The following is a 25520-nucleotide window of genomic DNA, read 5'->3' as shown; positions in this document are numbered from 1 at the left end:
TTATCCTGCCTATGAGTATAGATGGCTAACGTCCTGATGACCGGAACAAAGTAAAGTTAACCTGCTGCCGCCTATTGTTTCTTTTTCGCTGAGATTTGTCATCATCCGCCGACAAAGTTTTACCCATTTCGCTATGGCTGTTATGCTTTCGCACGCTTTTATCTTGATGTTTATCACCCAAAAAGGAACAACGATGGCAACCCCAACTTTTGACACTATCGAAGCGCAGGCAAGTTACGGTATCGGCTTGCAGGTTGGACAACAGCTGAGCGAATCCGGCCTGCAGGGGCTGCTGCCGGAAGCGCTGGTGGCGGGTATCGCCGATGCGCTGGAAGGTAACCAGCCGCAGGTGCCGGTGGAAGCCGTTCACCGCGCGCTGCGTGAAATCCACGAGCGTGCTGACGCTGTGCGTCGCGAGCGTTTTCAGGCCATGGCCGCTGACGGCCAAAAATACCTTGATGAAAACCGCGAGAAAGAGGGTGTGAACAGCACCGAGTCTGGTCTGCAGTTCCGCGTACTGACCCAGGGCGAAGGCCCGATCCCGGCGCGTACTGACCGCGTTCGCGTGCACTACACTGGCAAACTGATCGACGGCACCGTCTTCGACAGCTCCGTTGCTCGCGGTGAACCGGCTGAATTCCCGGTGACCGGCGTGATCGGCGGCTGGATTGAAGCGCTGACTCTGATGCCGGTAGGTTCCAAATGGGAACTGACGATTCCGCACAACCTCGCCTACGGTGAGCGCGGCGCTGGCGCATCGATTCCTCCGTTCAGCACCCTGATCTTCGAAGTTGAACTGCTGGACATTATCTAAACAGCAGCGGCTTCCTCTTCCCCGCGGCAGGGGAAGCCATAAAAATAGCGTAAAATCCTTAAGTTAAAAATTAATTGGAATTATGTTTTGCATTCATCACGTATGGGTGTATTTTTGTGAGCTATTTCGCGTTAGATGAGTGATATAACACTCACTTTAAACATAAAATTAACATTATATCTAAATCATAGTATTCATCCCTCCGATTCTTACCTAATATCGACTAGCCCTTGCTGGGGTTAATGACAGACGACGGGCCATCAGAGCCTGAACAACACAGACAGGTACAACAGGAAGAAATCACATGGTAGATCAGGTTAAAGTCGCTGCTGTCGAGCAGGAGCCGACTGAACAATCGCTACGGCGAAATCTCACAAACCGACATATTCAGCTGATCGCGATTGGCGGAGCGATCGGCACCGGGTTATTTATGGGTTCTGGCAAAACCATCAGCCTTGCCGGACCATCCATTATCTTTGTTTATATGATTATCGGTTTTATGCTGTTTTTCGTGATGCGTGCCATGGGCGAATTACTGCTGTCGAACCTCGAATATAAATCCTTTAGCGACTTCGCGGCCGATCTGCTGGGGCCGTGGGCGGGCTACTTTACCGGCTGGACCTACTGGTTCTGCTGGGTAGTGACCGGGATGGCGGACGTTGTCGCCATCACCGCCTACGCGCAATTCTGGTTTCCCGGACTCTCCGACTGGGTCGCCTCGCTGGCGGTGATCCTGCTGCTGCTGGGCCTGAACCTGGCCACCGTCAAGATGTTTGGCGAAATGGAGTTCTGGTTCGCGATGATCAAAATTGTCGCCATCGTGGCGCTGATCGTGGTCGGCCTGGTAATGGTGATGATGCATTTCAAATCGCCGACCGGGGTCGAAGCCTCTTTCGCCCACCTGTGGAATGACGGCGGCTGGTTCCCGAAAGGGCTGAGCGGCTTCTTCGCCGGCTTCCAGATTGCGGTGTTTGCCTTCGTGGGGATTGAGCTGGTGGGTACCACCGCCGCCGAAACCAAAGACCCGGAAAAGTCCCTGCCGCGGGCGATTAACTCCATCCCGCTGCGTATCATTATGTTCTACGTCTTCGCGCTGATTGTGATTATGTCGGTGACGCCGTGGAGCTCCGTGGTGCCGAGCAAGAGCCCGTTCGTTGAGCTGTTCGTGCTGGTTGGTCTGCCGGCGGCGGCGAGCCTGATCAACTTCGTGGTGCTGACCTCCGCGGCCTCCTCGGCCAACAGCGGCGTGTTCTCTACCAGCCGTATGCTGTTCGGTCTGGCGCAGGATGGTCAGGCGCCGAAGATGTTCGCCAAGCTGTCGAAGCGTGCGGTGCCGGCGAAGGGCTTAACCTTCTCCTGCATGTGTCTGCTGGGCGGGGTGGTGATGCTGATGGTCAACCCGAGCGTGATTGCCGCCTTCACCATGATCACCACGGTGTCGGCGATCCTGTTTATGTTCGTCTGGACCATCATCCTTTGCTCTTACCTGGCGTATCGCAAAAACCGCCCTCAGCTGCATGAGAAGTCGAGCTACAAGATGCCGCTAGGTAAAGTCATGTGCTGGGTGTGCATGGCCTTCTTCGTCTTTGTGCTGGTGCTGTTGACCCTGGAAGACGATACCCGTGAAGCGCTGATGGTCACTCCGCTGTGGTTTGTGCTGCTGGGCGCGGGCTGGCTGTTTGCCGGCAAAAAACGGCTGGCGAAATAAACGAAAATTTTAACGTTGCTTGCAACGGCCCGTCATAAAAAAGGCCACCCAGAGTGGCCAAATAAGACGGACAATGTCGAGGGCGCCCGCGGGCGCCTTTTTCTTTACTTTCCGCCGAGGGCGCGCGGGAACAGCACATTATTTTCCAGGCTGATGTGTTCCATCAGATCGTCGATCATCTCGTTGATACCGTTATACATCGCCTTCCAGGTGGTACAGGCTTCCGGCGGCGGCGTCACGTTGTGGGTGATGTGCTTAATGACTTCCAGCAGTTCACCCGCTTCATCATGCTCGCTTTCCATCACGCTGATCGGCCCCCCGGCCTGGGCGCCCATTCCCTGTTTGATCATCGGGAACAGGATCTGTTCCTCTTTCATCATGTGGCTGGAAAGCTCCTGATGCAGCATGGTCAGGTACTTAGTCAGTCCTTTCGGCACGTTCGGTTTATCGGCATGGACGCGTTCAACCTTGGTGGCCTGCAGGATCAGCTCCGGCAGCTGTTCACGGTGCCGGTCGTGATAGCGAACGATGATATGGTCGATAATCTCCGCGAGGGGCGCCGCGCGCCAGTCGCGGGAGAGAGGCTGCTCGGCCAGTTTCGCCAGCTCGGCTTCAATCACCGCGACATCCAGCGCTTTGCGCGACGCGGCGCGCGCCAGGGTCTGTTTGCCGCCGCAGCAGTAATCCATATCGTATTGACGGAACAGGGCGGAGGCGCGCGGGATGGTCAACGCCAGCTCGCCTAAAGGTTGGTCACGGAAAGCCATAGCAGTTACCTCGTCATCAGGAATATAAGATGTATTTTAAATGCATCTTTTTGGCGAGGGAATACCCCTTAAGGAGGCGAGGCTACTTTTTTTCGTCCGCCAGCGGCTGCAGCATCGGTTTTTCCGGTCTGGCGCGTACGGCAGAGACCACGCCGAGCACCAGCAGCAGGATGCCGCTCAGGGTCAGCAGCGGCGGTAAGCTTTGCCGCAGCAGGAAGGTATACAGCAGTCCGGCCAGGGTTTCGAAGACGATAAGCGGGCCGAGGATCACCGTCGGCAGCCGCTGGCTGGCAATATTCCAGCATAGCGCGCCGACCCATGAGCAGAGCACCGCGATGGCCAGCATCAGCGTAATAAACACCGCCGGACGCGGGCCGAAGGGCAGGGGAAACCCGGCCTGCTGACCGTGCAGCCAGGCGCAGGCGGCGAGATAGCCGGCCAGCGAAACCGGAAGCGTCACCAGCGCCTGAGCGGTAGCCCACATCATTGGCGGTTGATGCGGGTTCTCCCGCAGCCAGCGGGCGTTGCGCAGGGCATACCAGGCCCAGCAGACCACCGATCCCAGCGCCAGCGCAATGCCGGAGCCGTAGCGCCACGGGCTAAAATTCGGCAGCCCCTGACGCAGCTCCGCGACGTTAACGCAGATCAGGCCCACGGCGATGCAGATCAGCGCCGGAAACAGGCGCCGCCACGGCAGCTTCCCGTCGCGCTGGCTGTAGAGCAGATTGGCGAACACCGGCAGTACCACCGGCAGCGTGCCGATAATCATTGTGGAAACCGGCGCCCCGGTGCGCTGAATGGCGCTGGCCAGGCAGACGTAATAGATAAGGTTCCCCATCATTGTCAGGCCCAGCGCGGTCCACCAGTCGTGCCGGCTCAACTGGCGCAGTCGCGCGCGCCCGAGCCACGCCAGCGGCAGAGCGATCAGGCCCAGCGCCAGATAGCGTCCCATCGACTGCAGCATCGCCGGATACTCTGGCACCAGCAAAGGCCCGACGAAAATTAAACCCCACATCAGCCCCGCCAGCAGGGCGTATAACACACCACTAATCATCATTGCATCCGTTGTCATTACCGTTGTCTGCAGTGTAGAAGGGGGCCGGGCAGGAATATTGTATGAGATTGCGCATTAGCGCCTGGCGACCTGCTTCTGATAGCGCACCGGCGTAATGCCGTAACGCTGGGTGAAGGCGCGGGTCAGGTGGGACTGGTCGGTGAGGCCGACGGCTATCGCCACTTCGGCGGCGGGCATGCCGTGGGTGAGGAACGCTTTGGCGCGCCACAGACGGATGGCCATCAGCATCTGATGGGGCGTTACGTGATAGTGGGCTTTAAACTGGCGCTGAAAGTGGTACGGGCTCAGCGCCGCCACCTGCGCCAGCTCGTCGAGGGTGATAGGGCGCATATAGTTATCGTGCAGGTAGTCGCGCACGCGGTCAAAGCGATGCCCGGCCTCACCTTGCGCAGAGGCATGGTGGGCCAGAGGGCGGAAGGCGTCGATGAGGTCGAGCAGCAGTCCCTGCTGGGCCAGCGGATCGTCGCTATGCCACAGGCCATAAATCAGCTGGCCAATCTGTCGGGAACGTAGAGGATCCTCGCGGACCACCTCGCTGAACCACCAGTCTCGCACCCCGGTGATGGCTTCCAGACGGTCCGGCTCCAGATAAATCATCCGGTAGCGCCAGCCGTCGGCGGTTTCCGCTTCGCCGGTGTGCAGCTCGTCGGGATTCATGGTGACAATTGAGTTTGCGGCGGCAATATGCTGACTGCCGCGGTAGCGAAAGCGCTCCGCGCCTTGCTCAATCACGCCGATGCCGAAGGCTTCGTGGGTATGGGGTTCAAAGGCGTAGCGGGATATATGGGCGTGGTAAAGCTCCACCCCGGGCAGCTGTTCGAGATGGCGAAAGCGCGCGCGGTCTTTTTCATCACTAAATTGGAGTGGTACGCCCTGCATGCCTGCCTCCCGACGGTTATCCCTTCAATATGAGAGAGGAACCGCCGGGACGCAACCGCAAAAGCTGAGAGGGGCGGTTACAGAATGCCTTTTACTCTCTCGGCAAGGGAGGTGGTTGGACGGCCGATCAGCGTACTCAGGGTGCGGCTGTCGTCAAACAGTCCGTCTTTCGACGCGCCGACGTCGGAATCCGCCAGCATATCGGCAAGCCCGGCCGGCAGGCCGACGCTTTTCAGCGCGGCGGCGAAATCGGCTTCGCTGAGGTTCTGGTAGACCACGTTTTTCCCGCTTTGCTTGCTCAGCTCGGCAGCCAGGTCGCTCAGCGTCCAGGCGTTATCACCCGCCAGTTCGTAAATTTTGCCTTCATGACCCTCACTGGCGATAACGCGGGCGGCAGCGGTGGCATAATCCGCGCGGGTGGCGGAGGCGATTTTACCCTCGCCGGCGGCGCCGATAAACACGCCATGCTCCAGCGCCGGCGGCGCGCTGGCCAGATAGTTTTCGGTATACCAGCCGTTACGCAGCAGGGCGTAAGCGATACCAGAGTCGGCCAGCATCTGCTCGGTTTCGATATGCTCTGTGGCCAGACCCAGCGGCGAAGTGTCGGCATGCAGCAGGCTGGTATACGCGATGAATTTCACTCCGGCGGCTTTGGCGGCGTTAATGACGTTGCGGTGCTGTACAGCACGCTGGCCGACTTCGCTGGAGGAGATTAACAGCAGTTTATCCACGCCCTGCAGCGCGGCGGTCAGCGCCGCTTCGTCGCTGTAGTCGGCCTGGCGGACAACCACGCCCTGCTGGCTGAGCGCCTGGGCTTTGGCCGGGTTGCGGACAATCGCCACAATCTGGCTGGCAGGGACGGTGTTAAGCAGGTCTTGCAGAACGTAGTGACCAAGCTGGCCGGTGGCACCGGTAAGAGCGATCATGGGTCTTCTCCTTCGTGTTTATTGGCAGTTGTGGTAAGCTACCACCTTAACTAACTTTTAGTAAGTACGTACAAAAAGGTAAGTGTGAAATGGCCGAACCGACGCTGAGCGAGAAACTGCGCACCGGCAATTTGTTTGCGGAACAGTGCCCGTCGCGCGATGTGCTTAAACATGTCACCAGCCGCTGGGGCGTGTTGATTCTGGTGGCGCTGCGCGAGGGAACCCACCGTTTCAGCGATCTGCGCCGTAAGATGGGCGGGGTCAGCGAAAAGATGCTGGCGCAGTCGCTGCAGGCGCTGGAGCAGGATGGTTTTATCGACCGCGTCTCTTATCCGGTGGTGCCCCCGCACGTTGAATATAGCCTGACGCCGCTCGGCCTGCAGGTGAGCGAGAAGGTGGCTGCCCTGGCGGACTGGATCGAGGTTAATCTGCCCTCGGTGCTGGCTAACCACGGGGAGTGAAAATGTATCACTCCCTGTAGCCCCGGTAAGCGCAACGCCACCGGGGAACAGGCATTACTTGCTCAAATCCAGCTGATAAATGGCGAAGCCGATATCATCGGTGGCCACCTGGCGCATTGGATACTGCGCTTTCTCTTTGATAAACGCCGCGGCTTTATCGCCAGGCGAGGTCTCAAAACGAATATCCAACGGCGTGTTGCTGTGGATCGGCGCCAGACGCCAGTTGTTATCCGCCGCCGGATGGATCGCGCCTTCCTTCTTCGATTGCGCGCCAATCCACGCCGCCAGCACCGAACGGTTTTCATCCGGTGAGGCGAAGGCGATATGGCTCTCACCGGTGCCGGCGAATTTGCCGCCGTAAGCGCGATAGTTATTGGTCGCGACCAGGAAAGTAGCCTGCGGATCAACCGGTTTTCCATTGAAGGTCAGGTGCTTAATACGCTCTGCCTGCGGATGGATCATCTGACATTCGCCGTCGTAGCGGGCCGGCTGAGTGACGTCGATCTGGTAGTTCACCCCGTCAATGACGTCGAAGTTGTAGGTGCGGAAGCCGTCCCAGTTGATCAGCGACTGCGGCTTGCTGCTGGCGGGATCGATCTGGTTAAACTGTCCGGCAGAGCATTCCAGCCACTCCTTAACCTCTTTCCCGCTGACCTTCATCACCACCAGGGTGTTGGGGTAGAGATAGAGGTCGGCGGCATTGCGGAAGGTGAGCTGGCCTTTCTCCACTTCGACAAAGCTCGCCGGATCGTTTTTACGCCCGCCGACTTTAAACGGCGCGGCGGCGGAGAGCACCGGCAGCTTCGCCAGATCCGGGTCGCCCTGAATATAGTGTTCGACGTAGGCTTTCTGCGCCATGTTGACCACCTGCACCGTCGGGTCGTCCTGCACCAGCGCCAGATAGCTGTACATGTTGTCGGCGGACTTGCCGATCGGCTTGCTGACGAATTCGCGAGTGGCGTCATGATCGGCTTTCAGCACCGCCACCAGCTTGCCATCTTCGGCCGCCAGTGATTTCTTCGCCACCGCGTCATAGATTGGCCGCGCTTCCGCTTTACTCTGAGTTACCTGCCATTTACCGCTGTCGTTATTTAGCACCAGATCGACCACCCCGAGATGATCGCCCCACATTCCCGGCATCACCGCCGGTACGCCGTTCAGCGTCCCTTTGGCGATATCCGCGCCTTTGATGTTGGCGAAGTCTTTACCCGGGAACACCGCGTGGGCATGGCCGAACATAATGGCGTCCACGCCGGGCACCTGGCTTAAGTAGTAAACCGAATTCTCGGCCATCGCCTGATACGGGTCGGCGGAGAGGCCGGAGTGAGCGACCACTACAACCACATCAGCCCCTTTCGCCCGCATCTCCGGGATATATTTGCGCGCGGTTTCGGTAATGTCATTGACCGTCACTTTGCCGTTAAGATTGGCTTTATCCCAGGTCATGATCTGCGGCGGCACAAAGCCGATATAGCCGATGCGCAGGGTGTGGATTTGACCGTCGCTGTCCACGACCCGGGTATCCTGGATCAGGTACGGCGTAAACATCGGTTTTCCGGTTTTGGCATCGATGATATTGGCGTTCACGTAGGGGAACTTCGCCCCGGCCAGCGCCTTGTGCAGGAAGTCGAGACCGTAATTGAACTCATGGTTGCCCAGATTGCCGACGGCGTAATTCAGGGTGTTCATCGCCTTATACACCGGATGTACATCGCCCTCTTTGAGCCCTTTTGCCGCCATATAGTCGCCTAACGGGCTCCCCTGGATCACATCCCCGTTATCCACCAGCACGCTGTTTTTAACTTCTGCCCGCGCCTGTTCGATCAGGCTGGCGGTACGCACCAGGCCGAATTTCTCCGTGGCGGCATCTTTGTAATAGTCGAAGTCCATCATATTGCTGTGCAGATCGGTGGTTTCCATGATCCGCAGGTCGACCGTCGCGGCGTTGACGCTGGCGGCGATCAGCGTGGCCAGGAGCGTTGCGCTAAACTTAATCATCAGAGGCGTCCTTTTTTATGAGCGATAGCACAGAAGAAAATGTATTTATATTCTGTTGCTTACAGAAATGTGAATCTTGCCAGAAAAGCGGGCAGAGAAACCGCCATCGTTATCACAGATAGCGGAACTCGCGGTGATGCGATATAAATAAAACAACGAGTTAACGCCACTGTAACCAGACGAGGTGGAGAATGTTAGAACAAGTATGTCAGCTTGCACGGAATGCGGGCGATGCCATCATGGAAGTCTACGATGGAAACCAGCCGATCAACGTCGCCAGCAAGAAAGATGATTCTCCGGTCACGGCGGCGGATATCGCAGCGCATAAAGTCATTGTCAGCGGCCTGCAGGCGCTGGATCCGGATACCCCGATCCTCTCCGAGGAGGACCCGCCGTCCTGGGAAGTGCGCCAGCACTGGCAGCGCTACTGGTTGGTCGACCCGCTGGACGGCACCAAAGAGTTTATTAAGCGTAACGGCGAATTCACCGTCAATATCGCGCTGATTGAAAACGGCAAGCCGACGCTGGGCGTTGTCTATGCGCCGGTGATGAAGGTGATGTACAGCGCGCAAAATGGCAAAGCCTGGAAAGAAGAGTGCGGCGTACGCAAGCAGATCCAGGTCCGCGATGCCCGTCCGCCGCTGGTGGTGATTAGCCGCTCCCATAGCAACGATCCGGAGCTGCAGGAGTATCTTGAGCAACTTGGCGAACACCAGACCACCTCAATCGGTTCGTCGCTGAAATTCTGCCTGGTGGCGGAAGGTCAGGCCCAGCTCTATCCGCGCTTCGGGCCGACCAGCACCTGGGACACCGCCGCCGGCCATGCGGTCGCGGTGGCCGCCGGGGCGCATGTTCACGACTGGCAGGGGAAAACCCTCGACTACACGCCGCGTGAATCCTTCCTTAACCCCGGCTTCCGGGTCTCTATTTATTAAGCAATTTATGCAGCAGGTCGATCACCTGCTGCACCTCTTGTTGGGTGAGGGCGCCGTCTTTAGCCCACTGCACACGCCCGTTCTTATCCAGCACCACGATCGCTGAGCTCTTCTCGTCCAGCTGCCAGGCTTTCCGCACCAGGCCATTGCTGTCGACGATAAATTGCGACCATGGGAAGAGCTTTTTATTACTTTCAATGCTGTTACGTACAAACATCCCGGTGCCCGGGATGGCGTCGTCAGTGTTTACAATGGTGGTGGTCTGATAGCGATCGTGCGGGAAGCCCGCCGCTTTAATCGCCTCGATCAGGTTGGCATTCTTCTCTTTTGCTGACGAGCGTCCGGCGATGTGCTGGACCACGCGCACTTTTCCCGCCAGCTGGGCGCTATTCCAGTTTTTATAGCTAAACTTATCCTTATCCAGAATAAGCTCTCCCCGATCCGCGACGCCAACGGGCGCCACGCGCTGGCCGTCGACGAAGTTATGCGCTGTGGCCAGCAGCGGGAGAAGCAGTAACGAGGCGGCCAGTATGCTACGTAGGGTCATGCGCAATCCTTAATCATTTTTATGCAGGTGATCCGACCACTTGGTCTCGTTTAATCATAAGTGCGATTGACGGTGATTACCCGCAATGAGGATGCCAGTTTGCGTGTTGACGCACAAATTAGTCGTAAAACGGCGACTTATACTTACTTCATCGTATGTCTGAAACGAAAATTCTGAATTATTGTCATCAAAGGGTAAATAAACTTATACATACTGGGTCCCTCTGAGATTCTGGACTATAGTTTTAGGGCATTAAAATTTGCGCTCCCAAGACGTGGGCTAACTGTGGCACCACAAGAGCGTAACCCTGGCAGGAGAGAAGAATGAAAATTTTCCAACGCTACAATCCGCTGCAAGTGGCGAAGTACGTGAAGATCCTGTTTCGTGGACGGTTGTACATCAAGGACGTTGGCGCATTTGAATTTGATAAGGGCAAAATCCTTATCCCGAAGGTCAAGGACAAGCTGCATCTGTCAGTGATGTCCGAAGTCAATCGTCAGGTGTTGCGTCTGCAAACTGAGATGGCATAGCCTGGCACGTAGCAGTACGTAGTAGGTAAAAGACGGCTCCCGATGGGAGCCGTTGATGTTTTTAGCCCTTCATTTCCGCATAGCGTTTGCGATATTCGCCCGGTGGGATGCCGTTATGTTTACGAAACAAGCGGGTGAAATAGACCGGATCGCTGTAGCCCACCGATAAAGCAATTTTGTTAAGTGGGAGCGAAGTGCTCTGAATAAGCCACCTGGCGCGGTTGATGCGCTGCGTTTCCCGCCACGCATAGACCGTTTGCCCCAGTTCATTTTTGAAAAGGTGCGCCAGACGTGAAGGGGAGATAAACACCATCGCCGCCAGAGTCTCGATTTTTACCTCCTGTGCAATGTGGGCGTTAAGATAGTCGCAGATGGCGTTAATCCGAGGGTCGTGGGCATGGCGGTTGCTAATGGGTTGCTGTTGAAAACAGCGGAGAATTAATCTCTCCAGCGCGTTCATTGCCAGCGCTTCTGACAGCGGTACGGACGCAGAGTGGTGGCGTATCACTTCGTAGAACAGATCGCGCAGTTGCTGGAGCTGGTCGGGATCGTTAATGGTTGTTTTGCCGATACCGTGGGTGGTTTGGTCCCACTTCAGCCAGTCTATCCAGTAGGGGCGGGGGATAAAGTAGATCCACAGATGGTCCCAGTACTCGCTGTGTTCGTCCCTGCCGTAATGATGGGGCACGCCGGGAGGAAACAGCAACAGATCGTTTTCCCGGCACAGCAGGAAGCCATCGCCCGCTTTCGCCCGCGCCTGGCCGCGCAGGGTCAGATTAATGATGTAACCTTTCATCCCCTGCGGGCGATTAATGTAGTAGTCCAGCGTGGAGCCGCGGGTAATCGGCGTGAAGCCTGCGACGACCCAGGCATTGAAGGTAAAGGTCTTCATCAATGGCGAGAAATTGAGTAGCTCATTGATATCCAGTTCCATTCTCTCTTCCACCTGAGCGCCGCCGCGTCGTTAGCTTTCGATGATAGTAAATTCCCAGGCCCTGAGGCGCAACGGCTGGCCGACGTATACTGTCTCCCCGCTCAGCAGCGCGGTACCCAGGGTCTCGCTGACAACATCCATCGCCTCGCCGGAGTAATTGAACAGGAAGTGGATATTATTTCCGGCGCGGTTACGCATCTTTTTAACCACTAACGGATAGCGATAGGCGGAAGTTCGCGAGTTCAGCGTGAGATCCGCCGTCAGGACATCAAACAGCTGGCTAATCAGGCCCTTCTGCGGCAGAAAGCCAACGTACAGGGCGCGACCCTGACCGTAATCCGCCTCCGTTGCGGCGGCGTATTCGCCCCATGCCGGGTGCTGATAGCGCAGCAGGGTGCGGGTCCCGTCATCGGGCGTCAGCAATTCTATCCACAGCTCAGCCTGATTGTCATTGCGGCAATCAATCTCTGCGCAGCAAGAGCTTACCGTCGTCTCTTCCGGCAGGGTGAACTGGCTGTAGCTGACGCCGCAGCTCTGGCGCAAAACCCCCGGCTGCGCGCTGCTGCGCACCTTGACGTTTTCATCGCTAAAGCCTGATTTAAAGCCGATCAGCGCTCTGCCGCCCCGGGCGATATAGTCGTTAATCCGCGTTAGCAGGCCCTCATCGGCGGCGTACAGACCAGGAACGATCAGCACCCGGTAGCGCGAGGTTTCCTCGTTCACATCGTGGATGATGTCGAGGCTGATATTGTGGTCATACAGCGCATCGTGGAAGCGGCGGAAGATATCGTTATAAATGTTGCCCCTGGCGTCGCCGGGAAGGAAGTGATTGAGAGCGTCCATCGCCTCATTACTTATTAGCAACGCGACGTCATTTTCGGCCTTCAGCTCCGCCAGCTGCGGGGACAGGCGGGCGAAATCGGCGCCGATGGTGGTAGCTTCCTGCCAGGTTGGGTTGCGCGAGAAGTCGTGGCTGAGCAGCCCCTTCCAGTAGGTTTCAAAGGCGTTATGAATCGAATGCCAGTGCCAGTAGGAGACCATGGCGGCGCCGGAGGCGATATGGCTGAATGCCTGCAGGCGTAGCTGGCCCGGGAAGGGGGTCCACTGGGCGAAGCCCTGAGCCTGGGTTTCCAGCACGAAGTAGTTCTGGCCCGGCTTAAGCGAGCGGGTGATGGCGCCGCCAAAGGCGATTTCCCGTCCGGTCAGGTGTGCCTGACTCGGGTGATAGATATCGACGCCGGCGATATCCAGCGCCTGCGCCGCCGCAAAATGGTCGACCCGCGGCTGCACGCCGTAAGAGTAACCGCGCCATTCGAAATCGAAGTTGTGGGTGACGAACTGGTGCGGCTGGGCGTATTCCCGAACGATGGCCGCCTGCCAGGCCAGATACTCGGTGACCTGCTGACGCTGATAGCGGGAGAAGGCGCAGGCGAGGCTGGCGTTGATGGTGTTTTCCACCGGCGGAAAATCCTGCCAGCGGTCAATGCGGTTGCTCCAGTAATCCAGGCCGAAATCGTGATTCAGCTGCCGGAGGTCAGGATATTTCTCCTGCAGGCTGCGCACGAAGCCCTCCTGCATATAGCGGCCAATATTGTCGTAATGCTTGGTTTCGTTATCCAGTTGCCAGCCGATAATCGCCGGATGGTGTTGCACATGGGCCATCAGCGTGCGGATAATTTTTTCGGCATAGCGGCGAAAGGTCGGGTTGACGATATCCATGATCTGCCGCGGACCATATTTTTGCTGCCCCGCGACGGTGGTGACCAGAATATCGGGATGTTTCGCCGCCAGCCAGGCCGGGACCGCGTAGGTGGGCGTCCCTACGATGACCGCAATGCCGGCCTCATGCATCGCCTCCAGCACCCGGTCGATATGGTAGAAATTATACTGGCCCTCTTCAGGCTCCAGCGTACTCCAGGTGGACTCGGCAATACGCACCACGTTAATGCCGGTTTCGCGCATTAAGGCGATATCCTTAGCCAGCCGATCTTCCGGCATATATTCATCGTAATACGCCACGCCATAAAATAAATGAGACATACACACTACCTCCTGACATTAATTCGCGGGCACCGGTTGTGAAGAGAAGACACGTGCTTTATCCAGCGTAATAAAAGAAATAAGCGTGAAGCACAGAGCGATACCGCCGAGTACGATATAGCTACTGGTAAAGCCCATGCTCTGGTACATATGGCCGATACCGGTCGAGAGAAAAATAGAGCTAAAGCTTTTCGAAAATTGGAAGCCAATTAAGTAAACGGTCGCTGACAGCAGAGGATTAAAGTTAGCCGTAATATATTTTAACGCCGCGACAAGTAGCACTGAGCTTTCAAAACCGTGGAGGAGTTTAATCAGACTGATGGAGACGGGGCCAATAGCCCACGCGGAGCCGATAATACGCAAGCTCATAATCAGCCCGCAGTATAACAGCGCATTTTTAGGGCCGATTTTATTCACAAACCATGGCGCAAAGAACATCACGATGGCATCAAGGAAAATTTGACCCGTGGTTAAATAACCGAAGACTTCTGCACCCCGGGCTTTACTCTCAAAGAAATGGCTGTAATAGATAGCGAACTGCTGGTCATAGGTTTCATAGACCGCCCCGACGCCAATGACATAGAGGGCGAAGAACCAGAATTTTTTAATTTTTAACAGCGAGACGGCATCGCGGAGGGTAACCGGCGAGGCTTTGCCAGGCAGCAATCCCTGCTGAGGGTGGGCGCTGATCTGCATTTTCCAGACAATGACCAGCAGGCAGACGCCTGCGCCGCTGGCCAACCAGAAAATCATATTCTGATCAATGCCGTAGAGTTTTCCTGCCGCAAAGGTGCCGATTGCGGCGCCGATGCCGCCGAACATCCGCGCCCGGCCAAATTCGAAACCGGAGGCGCGGCTGACTTTATCAATGTAGGCTTCGCAAACCCCGCAGCCTGCGCCGTAGGCCATGCCAATATAAAGGCCGCCAGCCAGCGCGCCGAGGAACACATTTATTTTTAACAGGGGAGCAAAGACATAAATCCAGTAAGGGGCGAATAACGTGATAATAATCGCCAGCATCCACATCAGATTCTTACGATACACCAGTTTATCGGAGATGAAGCCGAATAATGGCTGAACGCAGACGGCGACAATGGCGGTGAAAGAATAAACCAGGCCGACGTCTGTGTAGTTAATACCGATGGTTTCCGTCAACCACAGGGATAAATAAGGGTAGCAGCATCCCCAACCTATAAAGAAGAACAGGAAAAACAGACAGCTGATAAAGTAATTTTTATTTGACGTTATCATGGTAACCCTCGCTTCCTTTATTCAGGAATATGATCGTGTTGATGCGAGCAACGTTACCTTTTTGCGCGTCGGGGAGTCATGAACGTTTCGCTATCGAGCAGGAGTAATCTGCTATCGGCAGAGGGGCGTGAGCCGCTTCACATTCGAGCCATAAAAAAAGGGCGGATGGTCATCCGCCCTTAGGAGAGAGAAAAGATTACGCTCAGGCGTTCTGGCTTTCCGCCGTTTCCGCCTGCTTCGGCACCAGCACCGTTGGCTTGTTATCGATACGGGTCACCAGCAGCTGGTCGATACGGTAGTTATCGATATCCACGACCTCAAACTTATAGCCGGAGAACTTCACCGCGTCGGTGCGTTTGGGGATTTTACGCAGCATAAACATCATAAAGCCGCCGATGGTCTCGTAATTCCCGGACTGCGGGAACTCGTCGATATCCAGCACGCGCATCACGTCATCAATCGGCGTACCGCCATCGATCAGCCACGAGTTTTCATCGCGGGCGACAATCTGCTCTTCCAGCCCCTGGCCGACGAGGTCGCCCATCAGGGTGGTCATTACGTCGTTGAGAGTGATGATCCCGACCACCAGCGCGTATTCATTCATGATCACCGCGAAGTCTTCCCCGGCGGTTTTGAAGCTTTCCAGCGCTTCCGACAGGGTCAGGGTGTCCGGCACGATCAACGTGTTGCGGATCTGTACGCCGCCGGTCAGCACCAGGCTCTGGTTCGCCAGCACGCGGTTCAGCAGATCTTTTGAATCGACGTAACCGATAATGTGGTCGATATCTTCATTACAGACGAGGAACTTCGAGTGCGGATGTTCGGCCACTTTATTCTTCAGGCTCTGCTCGTCTTCGTGCAAATCAAACCAAATGACGCTTTCACGCGGGGTCATGGAGGAAGGAACGGTGCGGGACTCCAGCTCGAACACGTTCTCAATTAGCTCATGCTCCTGCTTGCGCAGCACCCCGGCCAGCGCGCCGGCCTCGACCACGGCATAGATATCATCGGAAGTGATATCGTCTTTCCGCACCATCGGCAGTTTGAAGATGCGGAAGATCATGTTGGCCATGCCGTTAAACAACCACACCAGCGGGCGGAAGACTAACAGGCAGAAGCGCATCGGGTTGATGATGCGCAGGGCCACTGTTTCGGGCGCAATCATACCGATGCGTTTCGGAGTCAGGTCAGCAAACAGGATGAACAAGCTGGTGACCAGGGTAAAAGAGATGATGAAGCTCAGCTGCTCGGAGAGCTCCGGCGACAAATACCCGCTGAGCAGGCTATGAAACGCCGGTGAGAAAGCCGCGTCGCCCACAATACCGCCAAGAATGGCGACGGCGTTGAGGCCAATCTGCACGACGGTAAAGAAGGTGCCCGGGTTCTCCTGCATCTTCAGCACCCGCTGTGCGTTGACGTTGCCTTCATCGGCCAGCAGTTTCAGTTTGATTTTACGTGAGGCGGCCAGTGAAATTTCCGATATCGAAAAAAACGCACTGACGGCTATCAGACAGAGTATTACTAAAATACTGTTTAACATATCTTTTCTGACCGTTGAGGCCAGATCCTCGGAAGGGAAGTTGATCGAACTATAAGGAAGCTACTTGAACACCCGCCCACAGACGCAGGCGGGCAATTTCAGAGGCTAGTATAGCGTAACAGTCAGCAAAATCGCCAGAGCATTGATTAATCATTGTTAATTACACGGTTATCTCACCACTAGAGGTCGTAGTAAAAGCGTACTTATGCGGACAGGGCGCACCTGGTTATTTTCACCGGAAAACGAGGTGCGGCCAGAGGAAAGTGCCGCCCGGCCGCGGTAATAACGGGCGCGGAGTGGATCACAAAAATACATACGCCAGAATAAAAACCGGGGGAAATGTGTGATGAGAATAGCATTGGTATTTTTAGCGGCTTGACCACCTCACTTCAGTAATAGAATGATAACCGCGTTTGAAAACGATACCGCGAACGATTTCACATTCATTTTTAAAATATTTAAATACCGTCATATTATTTTCCGTTTCATTTAAAAATGATTAATTTTAGGGATAAAATATGCATAAGAAAATAGCTTTGATAGTATGTGTCGCCCTGGGGATACCCGCCGCTGGTCACGCGCTGACTTTCGATGTCAGAGGAGGATATCGGGCGGGAAGTCACTCTTATGAATCTCGCTATAAGGTGAGTCAGGGGTGGCAGAATGGCTGGTGGGCGAGTATGGAGATGGATAATAAAAACAACAAAAATAACCACCAGGGAAAAAATGGCACAGATAAAACGGATGCGTCCCACTCCTTTGGCGACAGTACAGTCGATTATAATGAAATCGAGGTTAACTATAGCTGGCCATTCGCGGAAAAATGGGCCTTGCAGCCAGGCGGTATCTATCACTGGAGCAGTAAAGGCACCCAGCTACGGCCTTATTTTCGTATTAACTATAAAGCGACTCCCGATCTCACCTTTGGACTACGTTATCGCTATGACTACAACACTTACGAAACGGTTAATAGCGTCGGCGAGTCACATCGCGACAGCGTCAACCGCCTGGATTTATATGTTAATTATAAATTTAATGCCCAATGGAGTGCCCTGTATCAAGGCACGGTCTATCGACATGTCAACGATGACTATAAATATAATAATGATAAATCTTCGGCGACAGAAAACGCCGTAACGCTACGCTATAAATGGAATGACTGGTTTAGTCCCTATATCGAATATGATTACCTTGATAAACAGGGTTACCATGATGGCAAAAATAAAATTTCAGAATCACGATATCGTATCGGTATGACGTTTACGCTATAAAATCTCGCCCTGACGAGCAGGAAACAATATCTGCTGACATTTGCTGGAACCATATTGAATACGTTCCCGGCCCTGGCACGCCTTCGGGTCGGGAACGTGCGCCGCTTAGCGATAAGGCCGCGTGGAAGCGCGCGGAATCAGGGTGGGTAAAGAGTAGCGTTGGGGGTTTTCCACATGATGACCTAGCAGCAATTCAACGGCATGGCTGGCAAGCTGATCGAGCGGTGTCTTCACGGAGGTCAAAGGGATCGGCAGGCGACTGACTAACGGAATGTCGTTATAGCCTACCAGTGAAACGTCGCGGCCTATCTCCAGCCCGAGTCGGTGTGCAGCCGCCATCACGCCGATCGCCAGGTCATCATTGACGGCGAAAATGGCGCTGGGGCGCGCCGGACTATTCAGGATTTCATAACCGGCGTTTTCACCGGCCACAATGGTAAAGTCGGAATCTCGCCACCATTGCGGATTCACCTCGGCCTGCGCTTCCTGCATGGCACGCAAAAATCCTTTTTGCCGGTTTAAGGTGCTCGATGAAAAATTGGGGCCGGCAATAATACCGATTTCCCGATGACCGAGATCCAGTAAGTGGCGGGTTGCCAGATAGCCTCCCAGTTCGTCATCACCAATAGCGGATGGGCTGATACCGTCGGTACGCAGCGCCAGAACATGGTTGATCTGTTTCTCCCGCAATTGCTGAGGCAGGCGGTCATCCAGGCGACAGGTGGAGAGGATCAGGCCATCGACCCGGCGATCCAGCAAAGATTGTGTGGCGCGCTCTTCCGTGTCTGGATCGTTGCCGCAGGTTGCCACCACCGTGAAATAGCCCTGACGCGCGGCGGCCTGAGAGACCGCTTCATAGAACATCGCCGTGACGGTATCGGTCAATCTCGGGACCAGAACGCCTATCGTGCCCGTATCGCCACGGCGCAAACTGGACGCCACGTAGTCACGTCGGTAGCCCAACTGCTTCGCCGCTTCCCGTATTTTTTCAGCCGAAGGGCTGCGGGACGGGGGGAGACGTTCATCCAGCACGCGCGAAACAGTTGAAACACTCACGCCGGCGGCGCGAGCCACATCCTGCATCGTAATGGTTCTTCCATTGTGCTCTTGAGATGATTGATTTCCCATGACCGATTTCCTGTTTAAATTCAGTTGCGATTGTATTCGTAGTTATTTCTTCCACGCAACTTAAATGGCGTAGAGGAGCGCCAGACGCAATGTGGGAAATAGATCACGTAATGTAACTTGATAAATGTTTAACCCGCCCATTTTTGTGATTCCAATTGCATTTATTAGCGGAGTCCCCTTGATCTTGTGAAGTAAAGGGAAGACATTTCAATTCACTTGCAATCGTTCCTGCAATCGATTTCAAGAAAGAGAGTTTATCATCTTTATCTGTTGAAATTTGTAAGGAGTTAACATGAAAGCACTTGATTTGCGTGGAATTGTTCCAGCACCGGTTACCCCTTTCACCCGCGATGGACGTATCGATCATAAAGCCATCAAACGTTTAGGTTCCTGGCTGGGTAGCGTAAAAGGCGTGAAAGGCTTGGTGGTTCTGGGACATGCCGGGGAGGGCACCTTCCTGACTCAGCAGGAACAGGCTGACGTTATCCGTAGTTTTGTTGACTCAACCGACGGCCGTGTACCGGTCATCGCCGGGATTACTGGCGAAGGGACGGAAGTGGCGGCGCTGGAAGCGCAGCGCGCCGTGGAAGCCGGGGCCTCCGCAGGTCTGCTATATCCTTCACACGGTTGGCTGCGTTTTGGCTACCAAAAAGGGGCGCCTCAGGATCGTTATCGCGTGGTATATGAAGAGAGTGGATTGCCTCTTATTCTTTTCCAGTATCCGGATGTCACTAAAGCCACTTATAACCTTGAAACGATGCTGGATATTTCCGCGCAACCGGGGGTCTTTGCGATGAAAAATGGGGTGCGTAATATGCGCCGCTGGGATACGGAAATTCCGGTTATTCGTCGCGAACGCCCTGATTTACAGATCCTCAGCTGTCATGATGAATACCTGCTGCATACCGCCTTCGATATTGATGGTTTCCTGGTGGGATATGGCAATATTGCCCCTGAACTCCTGCTGGAACTGCTGGAGGCCGGTAAAGCGCAGGATTATGTGAAGGCCAAAGCGGTTCACGACCGTCTGCTGCCGGTTACTAAGGCCGTTTATCACCGCGGCTCGCATATGGAAGGTACCGTGGCGTTGAAACATGCTCTGGTTGAACGTGGCATTCTGGAACACGCTACCGTTCGGTCACCTCTGTTGCCGCTGGAACCGGGCGCAGAAGAAGAGATCAAAGCGGCTATCCGTGCCGCAGGCATTAAAAAAGCGGTTATTTAATTTATTATTTGAATACCAAGCCCGTATTCATTATGAATACGGGTTGGTTTTAATAAGGATAGTCAGGTTTTATTCAGTATATCAGTGTGGCCGTATAATATTTTATAAAGATACTATAATGAGGCTGTCATGAGTAATTTAGAAAAAACATCTACCGCTGTACCCGCACAAATAGAAAGACTTCCCTTCTCTCAATTAATTCGCCGCATCGGTCCGGGGATTGTGCTTACCGGAGTCGTGATTGGCCCCGGCGCTATTACCACCGCGTCGATGTTAGGGGCGGACTATGGCTATTCCCTACTATGGCTGCTGATCCCCATTGCCTTTATGGGGATCACGTTTATGTTGACGACCTATCGTATCTCCATGCTCACCGGGATGCCGTCAATAGAGGCGATACGTCACTATTACGGTAAAGTCGCCGCGGGGTTTGTAGGCGTGGCCACTTTTTTAGCCTGTCTTTTTTTTACCATGGGGAATATCTCGGGTACCGGGGCCGGCATGAACCTTGTTTTCGGCATTGACTGGAAGCTCGGTGCGTTAATTATGATTGCAGTGATGATCTATTGCTATTTCTCTAAAGGCGTTTATTCCAAAGTCGAAAAAGGGATCACTATTTGTATTGTGGCAATGATTATCGCCTTTTATATCACACTGGTGGGAACGGGGGGGCCAGACTGGAAAGCCAGCGGGGAAGGATTAACGCATTGGATCTTTCCTGCGGGGAGTTTAGTCACCGCGCTGGGCTTTATCAGTACCAATGCCTCCCTGACGACCGGGATCTACGGTACTTACCTTGGCAAAGAGAAAAAATGGAAAAAAGATGATCTCTTTAATGGCGTGATGGTGGCGGATACCGTAGCCCATATTATCGGTGTGCTGCTGATCAGTGGGGCTATTATTCTGGTAGGGGCGATTGTGCTTTTTCCTCAAGGAATATCAATCAATACGCCGACGCAGTTGGCTGATTTATTAACGCCAAGCATGGGACGCGCGGCAAAATACATTATGGGGATCGCATTATTGGGCGCGGGTTTCTCATCTTTACTGGGGAATACTCAGCGTGGGGTTGTCCTGCTTAACTCGGGGTTCAATAAATCTACTGCGCTGGAGAGTAAAGCGGTCCAGTGGGGATCCATGGTAGTGCTGGTGATTGCGGGGTTAATCTGTTTTAGCTTCGGCGGATCTCCGGTGCAGTTAATTTACTTAGCGAATGTCGCAACGGCGGTGTCGACGCCTGTCGCGGGTCTGTTTATCTGCCTGCTGCTGTGGCGAAAGGATATTAATAAAGGATATAAGACGCCAAGGTTATTACAAATATGTATGGCGGTCAGCTATCTCTTTTGTTTGTTACTCACTCTCGTCGCCCTGATTAACACCTTACCTAAATTTATGTCCTCTCTTTCTTCCATGTTTTGAGGTGGGGTATGACTAATGCCATCCTGTTAGGCGAAGGCTTCACCCTGATGTTTCTCGGCATGGGCTTTGTGCTGGTGTTCCTGCTGCTGCTCATCTTTGCCATCCGGGGAATGTCCCTCGCCGTCAACCGCCTGTTTCCCGAGCCGCCCGCCGCCCCCGCAGCGGCGCCGGCCGCCGTCGCGCCCGCCGACGATTTCGCCCGCCTGAAGCCGGCGATTGTCGCCGCCATTCACCACCATCGCCGTCTTCACCCTTAATTCACGGAGGAATTCATGACCGTTGCCATTACCGATGTCGTCCTGCGCGACGCCCACCAGTCCCTGTTCGCCACCCGTCTGCGTCTCGACGATATGCTGCCCGTTGCCGCTCAGCTGGACGACGTCGGCTACCGCTCCCTTGAGTGCTGGGGCGGCGCCACCTTTGATGCCTGCATCCGCTTTCTCGGCGAGGACCCGTGGGTCCGCCTGCGCGAGCTGAAAAAGACGATGCCCAAGACCCCGCTGCAGATGCTGCTCCGCGGCCAGAACCTGCTCGGCTACCGCCACTACGCCGACGACGTGGTGGAGCGCTTCGTGGAGCGCGCCGTCAAAAACGGCATGGACGTCTTCCGCGTCTTCGATGCCATGAACGACCCGCGCAACATGCAGGCCGCCCTGCAGGCGGTCCGCCGCCACGGCGCCCACGCCCAGGGTACGCTTTCGTACACCACCAGCCCGGCCCACACCCTGCAGACCTGGCTCGACCTCACCGAACAGCTGCTGGAGACCGGCGTTGACTCCGTCGCCATCAAGGACATGTCCGGCATCCTCACCCCGCATGCCGCCTTTGAGCTGGTCAGTGAAATCAAGAAGCGCTATGACGTCACCCTGCACCTGCACTGCCACGCCACCACCGGGATGGCGGAGATGGCCCTGCTGAAGGCCATTGAAGCCGGGGTCGACGGCGTCGATACCGCCATCTCCTCGATGAGCGCCACCTATGGCCACCCGGCCACCGAGGCGCTGGTCGCCACCCTCGCTGGCACGCCCTACGACACCGGCCTCAATATCCACAGGCTGGAGAGCATCGCGGCCTACTTCCGCGAGGTGCGTAAGAAGTACCACGCCTTCGAAGGCCAGCTGAAGGGCACCGACAGCCGTATCCTCGTCGCCCAGGTGCCGGGCGGGATGCTCACCAACCTCGAAAGCCAGCTGAAGCAGCAGAGCGCCGCCCACCGTCTGGATGAAGTGCTGGCGGAAATCCCCCGCGTGCGCGAGGACCTCGGCTTCATCCCGCTGGTGACCCCGACCTCGCAGATTGTCGGCACCCAGGCGGTGCTCAACGTGCTGGGCGGCGAGCGCTACAAAACCATCGCGAAGGAGACCGCCGGTATCCTGAAGGGCGAGTACGGCCGCACCCCGGCCCCGGTGAACGCCGCCCTGCAGGCGCGGGTGCTCGACGGCGCCGACCCGGTGACCTGCCGCCCGGCCGACCTGCTGAAGCCGGAGCTGGCGCAGCTGGAAGCCGACGTCAGACGCCAGGCGCAGGAGAAGGGCATCACGCTTGCCGAAAACGCCATCGACGACGTGCTCACCGTGGCACTGTTCCCGCAAATCGGCCTGAAGTTCCTCGAAAACCGCCACAACCCGGCGGCCTTTGAGCCGGTACCGCAGGCGGAAGCCGCGCAGCCAGTGGCAAAAGCAGAAAAACCTGCCGCCTCCGGCGTCTACACCGTGGAGGTGGAAGGCAAAGCCTTTGTGGTCAAGGTCAGCGACGGCGGCGACGTCAGCCAGCTGACGGCGGCCACCCCGTCTTCCGCACCGGTTCAGGCTGCCGCCCCGGCCGGCGCCGGCACCCCGGTGACCGCCCCGCTGGCGGGCACCATCTGGAAGGTGCTGGCCAGCGAAGGCCAGACGGTGGCCGCAGGCGAGGTGCTGCTGATTCTGGAAGCCATGAAGATGGAAACCGAAATCCGCGCCGCGCAGGCCGGGACCGTGCGCGGTATCGCGGTGAAAGCCGGCGACGCGGTGGCGGTCGGCGACACCCTGATGACTCTGGCGTAAGGACGAGGAGCGGAAATGGAAAGTCTGAACGCCCTGATTCAGGGCATGGGGCTGATGCACCTCGGCGCCGGCCAGGCCATCATGCTGCTGGTCAGCCTGCTGCTGCTCTGGCTGGCGATTGCGAAGAAGTTCGAGCCGTTACTGCTGCTGCCGATTGGCTTCGGCGGCCTGCTCTCCAATATCCCGGAGGCCGGGCTGGCGCTCACCGCCCTGGAGAGCCTGCTGGCTCACCACGACCCGGCGCAGCTGGCGGTGATTGCCGCGAAGCTCCACTGCGCGCCGGACGTCCACGCCATTAAGGCGGCGCTGGCCCTGGCCCTGCCGTCGGTACAGGGGCAGATGGAGAGCCTCGCGGTGGACATGAGCTACTCCGCCGGGGTGCTGGCCATCTTCTATAAGGTGGCGATTGGCTCGGGCATCGCGCCGCTGGTCATCTTTATGGGCGTCGGGGCGATGACCGATTTCGGCCCGCTGCTGGCTAACCCGCGCACCCTGCTGCTGGGGGCGGCGGCGCAGTTCGGGATCTTCGCCACCGTGCTCGGGGCGCTGACGCTGAACTACTTCGGCATCATCAGCTTCACCCTGCCGCAGGCGGCGGCCATCGGCATCATCGGCGGCGCCGACGGCCCGACGGCGATTTACCTGTCGGGCAAGCTGGCGCCGGAGCTGCTGGGGGCCATCGCGGTGGCGGCCTACTCCTATATGGCGCTGGTGCCGCTGATCCAGCCGCCGATCATGAAGGCGCTGACCACGGATAAGGAGCGGAAGATCCGCATGGTGCAGCTGCGCACGGTGAGTAAGCGGGAGAAGATCCTCTTCCCGGCGGTGCTGTTGCTGCTGGTGGCGCTCCTGCTGCCGGACGCCGCGCCGCTGCTTGGGATGTTCTGCTTCGGCAACCTGATGCGCGAGAGCGGCGTGGTGGAGCGGCTGAGCGATACGGTGCAGAACGCGCTGATCAACATCGTCACCATCTTCCTCGGGCTGTCGGTGGGGGCCAAGCTGGTGGCGGACAAGTTCCTGCAGCCGCAGACGCTGGGGATCCTGGTGCTGGGGGTGATCGCCTTCTGCGTGGGGACCGCCGCCGGGGTGCTGATGGCGAAGCTGATGAACGTGTTCAGCCGGCACAAAATCAACCCGCTAATCGGCTCGGCGGGGGTGTCGGCGGTGCCGATGGCGGCGCGGGTGTCGAACAAGGTGGGTCTGGAAGCGGACGGGCAGAACTTCCTGCTGATGCACGCCATGGGCCCGAACGTGGCGGGGGTGATCGGCTCGGCGATCGCCGCCGGGGTGATGCTCAAGTACGTGCTGGCGATGTAACAGAGGAATAAGACAATGGAAGAAACCGTATTACTGGATATCCAAAGAATACAGACCTCCGAACAGAGCAATATTATTCTCAGGTCGATACGGGCGATTGATTTAGTGAATCACCTGACACCGGCGCTAGGCATCATTGAGAGCCTCAGCGAACAGTACAATGTGCAGAAAATATTAGTGACTTGTCTTTATGCCGGACAGCAGCTTGCCATGGACCGGCGGATAGTATTGCCGCTATTACCCGAGTCGCTCTATTTGTTGGGTGGGGTGGTGATGGCCGCTGGAAAGGCAGTGGAAAAAAGAGAGACTCTTACTCACAACCGCCTGTGCGAAGAGGCGGGAAAGCTGCTTAAAGATGATGCGGCCTGGGAGAGCTTTGATGTGATAAGAAGCATTGCTCTGCCGGTTTACCGCCGGCTGGTTAAAGAGCAGCGTACCCACGTCGCCTCTTTATTACAGGCTCTGCTGCATATCCTTGCCTGGCGTAGTGAAAGCGCATGGGCGCGTGACCAGGCGCAAAGAATGCTCTGGGCAGGGGGCGTATTCGGGCGGGGTGGGATAGATTCGCTGATCGCCTTTGACCACGCGTTGGCAGAAAAAGAGATAACATTCCCGTCTCTGCGTGAGTTGTTAACCGTGACGGCATTTCTGGCCCACTTCCCTGCGGGCCCGGTCTTTTCTGATTAATACGCGCTCGCGGCCAGACGATGCGC

General features: G+C 56.3%; 23 protein-coding genes. 12 read left to right on the top strand and 11 right to left on the bottom strand.

Features of this window, described 5'->3' with window-relative positions; all coding sequences use genetic code 11:
• Positions 1–193 precede the first annotated feature (193 nt).
• Entirely contained in the window at positions 194–814 is a 621-nt protein-coding gene (gene fklB / locus ACR809_RS23055) for an FKBP-type peptidyl-prolyl cis-trans isomerase (protein ID WP_002886687.1), read from the top strand.
• A gap of 304 nt (positions 815–1118) precedes the next feature.
• Entirely contained in the window at positions 1119–2522 is a 1404-nt protein-coding gene (cycA, locus tag ACR809_RS23050) for a D-serine/D-alanine/glycine transporter (RefSeq protein WP_002886688.1), read from the top strand.
• Positions 2523–2626: 104 nt separating this feature from the next.
• Here cycA and ytfE read toward each other — a convergent pair whose 3' ends face one another.
• From ytfE to ACR809_RS23030, 4 genes are all read right to left on the bottom strand, one after another.
• A complete protein-coding gene (gene ytfE / locus ACR809_RS23045) occupies positions 2627–3289 on the bottom strand; it encodes an iron-sulfur cluster repair protein YtfE (protein WP_004152016.1) in 663 nt (220 codons plus the stop codon).
• Positions 3290–3371: 82 nt separating this feature from the next.
• A complete protein-coding gene (locus tag ACR809_RS23040) occupies positions 3372–4343 on the bottom strand; it encodes a DMT family transporter (protein ID WP_002886691.1) in 972 nt (323 codons plus the stop codon).
• 75 nt (positions 4344–4418) lie between these two features.
• Positions 4419–5243: an AraC family transcriptional regulator gene (locus ACR809_RS23035; RefSeq protein WP_002886699.1), complete on the bottom strand. Its 825-nt coding sequence runs from the start codon at positions 5241–5243 to the stop codon at positions 4419–4421.
• A gap of 77 nt (positions 5244–5320) precedes the next feature.
• Entirely contained in the window at positions 5321–6169 is an 849-nt protein-coding gene (locus ACR809_RS23030; RefSeq protein ID WP_122051600.1) for an SDR family oxidoreductase, read from the bottom strand.
• Between the two features lie 89 nt (positions 6170–6258).
• On the opposite strand from ACR809_RS23030, the gene ACR809_RS23025 reads away from it, so the two are divergent.
• Entirely contained in the window at positions 6259–6630 is a 372-nt protein-coding gene (locus ACR809_RS23025) for a winged helix-turn-helix transcriptional regulator (RefSeq protein WP_004152015.1), read from the top strand.
• A gap of 54 nt (positions 6631–6684) precedes the next feature.
• Here ACR809_RS23025 and cpdB read toward each other — a convergent pair whose 3' ends face one another.
• Positions 6685–8628 carry a 2',3'-cyclic-nucleotide 2'-phosphodiesterase gene (gene cpdB / locus ACR809_RS23020; protein ID WP_004222096.1) on the bottom strand — a complete coding sequence of 648 codons (1944 nt, stop codon included), beginning with the start codon at positions 8626–8628 and terminating at the stop codon, positions 6685–6687.
• 191 nt (positions 8629–8819) lie between these two features.
• On the opposite strand from cpdB, the gene cysQ reads away from it, so the two are divergent.
• Complete coding sequence (gene cysQ / locus ACR809_RS23015) at positions 8820–9563, top strand: 3'(2'),5'-bisphosphate nucleotidase CysQ (RefSeq protein ID WP_002886705.1); 744 nt, start codon at positions 8820–8822, stop codon at positions 9561–9563.
• On the opposite strand, the gene ACR809_RS23010 is transcribed toward cysQ, so the two are convergent.
• Positions 9553–10110 (bottom strand): YtfJ family protein, encoded by a 558-nt coding sequence (locus ACR809_RS23010; RefSeq protein WP_002886706.1) that lies wholly within the window; start codon positions 10108–10110, stop codon positions 9553–9555. The two genes, cysQ and ACR809_RS23010, sit on opposite strands and share 11 nt — an antisense overlap.
• Positions 10111–10433: 323 nt before the next feature.
• Between ACR809_RS23010 and ACR809_RS23005 the strand changes: the two genes are divergently transcribed.
• The gene (locus tag ACR809_RS23005) at positions 10434–10640 is read left to right on the top strand and encodes a DUF1107 domain-containing protein (RefSeq protein WP_002886707.1); all 207 of its coding nucleotides are present in this window, start codon (positions 10434–10436) and stop codon (positions 10638–10640) included.
• 61 nt (positions 10641–10701) lie between these two features.
• On the opposite strand, the gene araC is transcribed toward ACR809_RS23005, so the two are convergent.
• The 4 genes from araC to ACR809_RS22985 all read right to left on the bottom strand — a co-directional run bounded on the left by araC (position 10702) and on the right by ACR809_RS22985 (position 16405).
• The gene (araC, locus tag ACR809_RS23000; protein ID WP_004178353.1) at positions 10702–11574 is read right to left on the bottom strand and encodes an arabinose operon transcriptional regulator AraC; all 873 of its coding nucleotides are present in this window, start codon (positions 11572–11574) and stop codon (positions 10702–10704) included.
• Positions 11575–11604: 30 nt separating this feature from the next.
• Complete coding sequence (locus tag ACR809_RS22995; RefSeq protein WP_122051599.1) at positions 11605–13614, bottom strand: beta-galactosidase; 2010 nt, start codon at positions 13612–13614, stop codon at positions 11605–11607.
• 18 nt (positions 13615–13632) lie between these two features.
• Positions 13633–14865 carry an oligosaccharide MFS transporter gene (locus ACR809_RS22990; RefSeq protein WP_020324899.1) on the bottom strand — a complete coding sequence of 411 codons (1233 nt, stop codon included), beginning with the start codon at positions 14863–14865 and terminating at the stop codon, positions 13633–13635.
• A gap of 202 nt (positions 14866–15067) precedes the next feature.
• On the bottom strand, positions 15068–16405 hold the full coding sequence (locus tag ACR809_RS22985; RefSeq protein ID WP_002886718.1) for a hemolysin family protein: 1338 nt from the start codon (positions 16403–16405) through the stop codon (positions 15068–15070).
• 518 nt (positions 16406–16923) lie between these two features.
• On the opposite strand from ACR809_RS22985, the gene ACR809_RS22980 reads away from it, so the two are divergent.
• Positions 16924–17676 (top strand): oligogalacturonate-specific porin KdgM family protein, encoded by a 753-nt coding sequence (locus tag ACR809_RS22980; protein ID WP_023158563.1) that lies wholly within the window; start codon positions 16924–16926, stop codon positions 17674–17676.
• 105 nt (positions 17677–17781) lie between these two features.
• Here ACR809_RS22980 and ACR809_RS22975 read toward each other — a convergent pair whose 3' ends face one another.
• Complete coding sequence (locus ACR809_RS22975; RefSeq protein WP_032418155.1) at positions 17782–18804, bottom strand: LacI family DNA-binding transcriptional regulator; 1023 nt, start codon at positions 18802–18804, stop codon at positions 17782–17784.
• Positions 18805–19096: 292 nt separating this feature from the next.
• Between ACR809_RS22975 and ACR809_RS22970 the strand changes: the two genes are divergently transcribed.
• The 6 genes from ACR809_RS22970 to ACR809_RS22945 all read left to right on the top strand — a co-directional run bounded on the left by ACR809_RS22970 (position 19097) and on the right by ACR809_RS22945 (position 25494).
• Positions 19097–20029, top strand: coding sequence for a dihydrodipicolinate synthase family protein (locus tag ACR809_RS22970; RefSeq protein WP_032418154.1), 933 nt, complete (start codon positions 19097–19099; stop codon positions 20027–20029).
• Between the two features lie 129 nt (positions 20030–20158).
• Positions 20159–21448: an Nramp family divalent metal transporter gene (locus ACR809_RS22965; protein ID WP_032418153.1), complete on the top strand. Its 1290-nt coding sequence runs from the start codon at positions 20159–20161 to the stop codon at positions 21446–21448.
• Positions 21449–21456: 8 nt separating this feature from the next.
• On the top strand, positions 21457–21705 hold the full coding sequence (locus tag ACR809_RS22960) for an oxaloacetate decarboxylase subunit gamma (protein WP_032418152.1): 249 nt from the start codon (positions 21457–21459) through the stop codon (positions 21703–21705).
• A 15-nt stretch (positions 21706–21720) separates the two neighbouring features.
• Complete coding sequence (gene oadA / locus ACR809_RS22955; protein ID WP_032418151.1) at positions 21721–23490, top strand: sodium-extruding oxaloacetate decarboxylase subunit alpha; 1770 nt, start codon at positions 21721–21723, stop codon at positions 23488–23490.
• A 15-nt stretch (positions 23491–23505) separates the two neighbouring features.
• Complete coding sequence (locus tag ACR809_RS22950) at positions 23506–24807, top strand: oxaloacetate decarboxylase subunit beta (RefSeq protein ID WP_032418150.1); 1302 nt, start codon at positions 23506–23508, stop codon at positions 24805–24807.
• A gap of 15 nt (positions 24808–24822) precedes the next feature.
• A complete protein-coding gene (locus ACR809_RS22945; RefSeq protein WP_023159538.1) occupies positions 24823–25494 on the top strand; it encodes a hypothetical protein in 672 nt (223 codons plus the stop codon).
• Positions 25495–25520: the final 26 nt, after the last annotated feature.

Origin of the sequence: Klebsiella sp. CD33, from assembly GCF_051992865.1 — a bacterium.
GTDB classification, from domain to species: Bacteria; Pseudomonadota; Gammaproteobacteria; order Enterobacterales; family Enterobacteriaceae; genus Klebsiella; species Klebsiella pneumoniae.
The sequence above is the reverse complement of the archived record's forward strand: the minus strand, read 5'-3'. Positions and strand labels throughout refer to the sequence as shown.

Excerpts from the sequence above, each read along its gene's own strand:
- cysQ (WP_002886705.1), top strand. The coding sequence starts at position 8,820 with ATGTTAGAACAAGTATGTCAGCTTGCACGGAATGCGGGCGATGCCATC.
- ACR809_RS22950 (WP_032418150.1), top strand. The coding sequence starts at position 23,506 with ATGGAAAGTCTGAACGCCCTGATTCAGGGCATGGGGCTGATGCACCTC.
- ACR809_RS23030 (WP_122051600.1), bottom strand. The coding sequence starts at position 6,169 with ATGATCGCTCTTACCGGTGCCACCGGCCAGCTTGGTCACTACGTTCTG.
- ACR809_RS22985 (WP_002886718.1), bottom strand. The coding sequence starts at position 16,405 with ATGTTAAACAGTATTTTAGTAATACTCTGTCTGATAGCCGTCAGTGCG.
- ACR809_RS23025 (WP_004152015.1), top strand. The coding sequence starts at position 6,259 with ATGGCCGAACCGACGCTGAGCGAGAAACTGCGCACCGGCAATTTGTTT.
- ACR809_RS22965 (WP_032418153.1), top strand. The coding sequence starts at position 20,159 with ATGAGTAATTTAGAAAAAACATCTACCGCTGTACCCGCACAAATAGAA.
- ACR809_RS22970 (WP_032418154.1), top strand. The coding sequence starts at position 19,097 with ATGAAAGCACTTGATTTGCGTGGAATTGTTCCAGCACCGGTTACCCCT.
- ytfE (WP_004152016.1), bottom strand. The coding sequence starts at position 3,289 with ATGGCTTTCCGTGACCAACCTTTAGGCGAGCTGGCGTTGACCATCCCG.
- cpdB (WP_004222096.1), bottom strand. The coding sequence starts at position 8,628 with ATGATTAAGTTTAGCGCAACGCTCCTGGCCACGCTGATCGCCGCCAGC.
- ACR809_RS22990 (WP_020324899.1), bottom strand. The coding sequence starts at position 14,865 with ATGATAACGTCAAATAAAAATTACTTTATCAGCTGTCTGTTTTTCCTG.
- oadA (WP_032418151.1), top strand. The coding sequence starts at position 21,721 with ATGACCGTTGCCATTACCGATGTCGTCCTGCGCGACGCCCACCAGTCC.
- ACR809_RS23010 (WP_002886706.1), bottom strand. The coding sequence starts at position 10,110 with ATGACCCTACGTAGCATACTGGCCGCCTCGTTACTGCTTCTCCCGCTG.
- araC (WP_004178353.1), bottom strand. The coding sequence starts at position 11,574 with ATGGAACTGGATATCAATGAGCTACTCAATTTCTCGCCATTGATGAAG.
- ACR809_RS22980 (WP_023158563.1), top strand. The coding sequence starts at position 16,924 with ATGCATAAGAAAATAGCTTTGATAGTATGTGTCGCCCTGGGGATACCC.
- ACR809_RS22975 (WP_032418155.1), bottom strand. The coding sequence starts at position 18,804 with ATGGGAAATCAATCATCTCAAGAGCACAATGGAAGAACCATTACGATG.
- ACR809_RS22945 (WP_023159538.1), top strand. The coding sequence starts at position 24,823 with ATGGAAGAAACCGTATTACTGGATATCCAAAGAATACAGACCTCCGAA.
- ACR809_RS22995 (WP_122051599.1), bottom strand. The coding sequence starts at position 13,614 with ATGTCTCATTTATTTTATGGCGTGGCGTATTACGATGAATATATGCCG.
- ACR809_RS23040 (WP_002886691.1), bottom strand. The coding sequence starts at position 4,343 with ATGATTAGTGGTGTGTTATACGCCCTGCTGGCGGGGCTGATGTGGGGT.
- fklB (WP_002886687.1), top strand. The coding sequence starts at position 194 with ATGGCAACCCCAACTTTTGACACTATCGAAGCGCAGGCAAGTTACGGT.
- cycA (WP_002886688.1), top strand. The coding sequence starts at position 1,119 with ATGGTAGATCAGGTTAAAGTCGCTGCTGTCGAGCAGGAGCCGACTGAA.
- ACR809_RS23035 (WP_002886699.1), bottom strand. The coding sequence starts at position 5,243 with ATGCAGGGCGTACCACTCCAATTTAGTGATGAAAAAGACCGCGCGCGC.
- ACR809_RS22960 (WP_032418152.1), top strand. The coding sequence starts at position 21,457 with ATGACTAATGCCATCCTGTTAGGCGAAGGCTTCACCCTGATGTTTCTC.
- ACR809_RS23005 (WP_002886707.1), top strand. The coding sequence starts at position 10,434 with ATGAAAATTTTCCAACGCTACAATCCGCTGCAAGTGGCGAAGTACGTG.